Origin of the sequence: Cupriavidus sp. HPC(L), assembly GCF_000307735.3 — a bacterium.
Classification (GTDB): Bacteria; Pseudomonadota; Gammaproteobacteria; order Burkholderiales; family Burkholderiaceae; genus Cupriavidus.
Genome location: NZ_AMPR02000289.1, coordinates 1 through 2989 on the forward strand (window position 1 = coordinate 1; position 2989 = coordinate 2989).

Sequence of the window (2989 nt, forward strand, 5' to 3'; positions counted from 1 at the left end):
GCTGCTGCCGCCGCTGCCCCGGCGGCACCGGCCGCTCCCGCTCCGGCCGCAGCGGCTCCGGCGCAAACCACGGCTGCAGCTCCCGCCGCGGCTTCGGCCGAGGTCGGCAAGCGTGTCTACGATCAGGTCTGCGCCGCGTGCCACGCCGCCGGCGTTGCCGGTGCGCCGAAGGTCGGCGACAAGGCCGCCTGGGCGCCGCGCATCAAGGAAGGCATGGACGCCGTCCACAACTTTGCGCTGAAGGGCAAGGGCGTGATGCCGCCGAAGGGCGGGTACGCCGGCCCCGACGCCGACGTGATTGCGGCAGCCGACTACATGGTCAACGCGTCGAAGTAAGGCTGCGACACCGGGGCGCCAGCGCGGCGCCCGACTCCGCAGCACAAAAAAGCCAGCGGCATGCCGCTGGCTTTTTTACGTCTGCCGTTCGGTCGCGCTATACCACGCGCGAGTATCGGGCCGGCGGCGCCGCCCCGGAGCGGGATGTCGGCGGCATCCGCAGCAGCGGGTGCGCCACCGCCTGTTCAGAAACGGGATCCGACTCGGTTGTGGGTTGCGCCGAGGCCGTCCGGTCGTCCCGCAGGTAGCGATCGAACACCATCGCCACGCGTCGCACCAGCAGCCGTCCCAGCGGCGTCACGTCGATCCACTTATCGGATATCCGCACCAGCCCCTGCTCCGCGAGCGACGCCAGCTCGGCGCGCTCGGCGGCAAACCTGGCGTCGAAGTCGATGCCGTGCCGCCGCGCGACCGCCGCAGTATCGAGTACGCCGTGGCACATCAGCGCGCCGATGATGTCCTTGCGCAGCCGATCGTCGGCGTCGCAACGATGGCCGCGCAGCACGGGCAGCCTGCCGGCATCGAGCGCGCCGTAGTACTCGTCCAAAGTACGCGCGTTCTGCACGTAGCGGCCGGCCACCGCGCCGATCGCCGAGATGCCGAAACCGAGCTGGTCGTGACCGGCGTGGGTCGCATAGCCCTGGAAGTTGCGCTGCAGCCGTCCTTCGCGCTGGGCGCGGGCCAGCGCGTCGTCCGGCAGCGCGAAGTGGTCCATGCCGATATAGACATAGCCGGCCGCGGTCAGCCGCTCGATGGCCGAAACCAGGATGTCCAGCTTTTCGCCGGCCGACGGCATCGCGGCCTCGTCGATCCGCCGCTGCGGCTTGAAGACGTGCGGCAGATGCGCGTAGCTATACAGCGACAGGCGGTCCGGCCGCATCTCCAGCACCCGCTCGATGGTCGCGCCGAAGCGGGCAGCGGTCTGGTGCGGCAGGCCGTAGATCAGATCCATGCTGACCGACAGTAAACCGAGCCGCCGCGAGGCGGCCACCACGCGGCGCGTGTCTTCCACCGGCTGCACGCGATGGATCGCGGCCTGCACCTGGGGATCGAAGTCCTGCACGCCGAGGCTGACGCGATTGAAGCCCAGCTCCGCGAGCAGCGTCATCCGTTCGTCGTCGACGCGGCGCGGATCGATCTCGATCGAATGCTCGCCGTCCGGCCGCAGATCGAAGTGCCGGTGCAGCGCGCCCATGACCTGCCGCATTTCGGCGGGATCGAGGAAGGTCGGCGTACCGCCGCCCCAGTGCGATTGCACCACGGGCCGGCGCTCGCCCAGCCGGGCCGCCACCAGCGCCATCTCGCGCGCCAGATAGCGGACATAGCGCGCACTGCGGCCGTGATCGCGCGTGATGATCTTGTTGCAGCCGCAGTAGTAGCAGATGTTCTCGCAGAACGGGATATGCAGGTAGAGCGACAGCGGCGCGTCGGCACCCGCCGCCCGGCAGTCGTCCAGCGCGGCCCGATACGCGTCTTCGCCGAAGCCCGCATGGAAGCGATCGGCGGTCGGATAGGAGGTGTAGCGCGGCCCGTTGACGTCAATGCGCTCGGCGAGCGCGCGGAAATCGGCGAGGTCGGCGCGGCGGATGACAGAGTCCGGAGCGGTGGCGGGTGCGGCGGGAGCGGAATGGGGAACGGTCGTTGCCATGAGGCGGCCTTCTGAGGAATCCGCTTCGATGCTAGCCAGACCGGCGCCCGCAGGACTTGACCGGCATCAAGCGCCGGCGAATCGGATCTGGCGCGGGGCCTTCGGCGTGGCTTTGCTGCAGCCAAACGCCGCTGCGGCAGACCCACCTTACTCCCGCGGCAGCGTCACCGTCGCCCGCAAACCGCCTTCCGGCCGGTTCTCCAGCATCAGTTCGCCGCCATGGCGCGCCACCGCGTCGGCGGCGATGGCCAGGCCCATGCCGACGCCGCCGGTGGCCCTGCTGCGCGAGGACTCGATGCGGTAGAACGGCTCCATCACGCGCCCCAGTTCGTCCGGCGGAATGCCGGGGCCATCGTCGTCCACATCGATGACGACCTTGTCCGGCGCATCGGTCAGCGTCACGCGGGCGCCGCCGCCATAGCGGTGCGCGTTCTCGATCAGATTGACCAGCGCGCGGCGCAGCTCGGCCGGATAGACTGCCAGCGGCTGCGCCGAGCCGCTGCACGAGACCTGCTGGCCCAGTTCCATCGCATCGTCGACGACGGCCTGCACCAGCGCGGCGATGTCGACGCGCTGGCGCGGGCCGACGGCGCCTTCGCGCTCGCGCAGATAGCCGAGCGTGGCATCGATCAGCGCGTTCATCTCGGCGAGGTCCTGACGCAGCCGCCGGCTCGTGTCGGCATCGTCTAGCCGCTCGATGCGCAAGGCCATCCGGGTCAGCGGCGTGCGCAGATCGTGCGAGACCGCGGCCAGGAAGCGAGCCTGCTGCGCCAGCTGGGTCTGGATCCGTTGCTGCATGCGATTGAAGGCGCGCGCGGCCTCGCGCGCCTCGTTCGGTCCGCCCTGTTCGTCGAGCGGTGGCGCGTGGACGTCCTGGGTCAGCCTGCCGGCGCCGCGCGCGAGCTGCTGCACCGGGCGCGCCAGCACGCGCGCACCCACCCAGGAGGCGGCCACGATCGCGGCGAACTGGAACAGCATGCCGAATGGCGGTGGCCTGCCCGGACC

The 2989-nt window shown here is 70.5% G+C and carries 3 protein-coding genes; 1 reads left to right on the forward strand and 2 read right to left on the reverse strand.

What is annotated here, in order from left to right; all coding sequences use genetic code 11:
• The coding region (locus B551_RS15775) for a cytochrome c5 family protein (RefSeq protein ID WP_023264498.1) at window positions 1–336 on the forward strand (336 nt) is incomplete at its 5' end.
• A gap of 97 nt (window positions 337–433) precedes the next feature.
• Here B551_RS15775 and hemN read toward each other — a convergent pair.
• On the reverse strand, window positions 434–1984 hold the full coding sequence (gene hemN / locus B551_RS15780; protein WP_023264499.1) for an oxygen-independent coproporphyrinogen III oxidase: 1551 nt from the start codon (window positions 1982–1984) through the stop codon (window positions 434–436).
• 147 nt (window positions 1985–2131) lie between these two features.
• The coding region (locus B551_RS15785) for an ATP-binding protein (RefSeq protein ID WP_043440175.1) at window positions 2132–2989 on the reverse strand (858 nt) is incomplete at its 5' end.

Coding starts and splice junctions, on each gene's coding strand:
- hemN (WP_023264499.1), bottom strand. CDS start 1,984: ATGGCAACGACCGTTCCCCATTCCGCTCCCGCCGCACCCGCCACCGCT.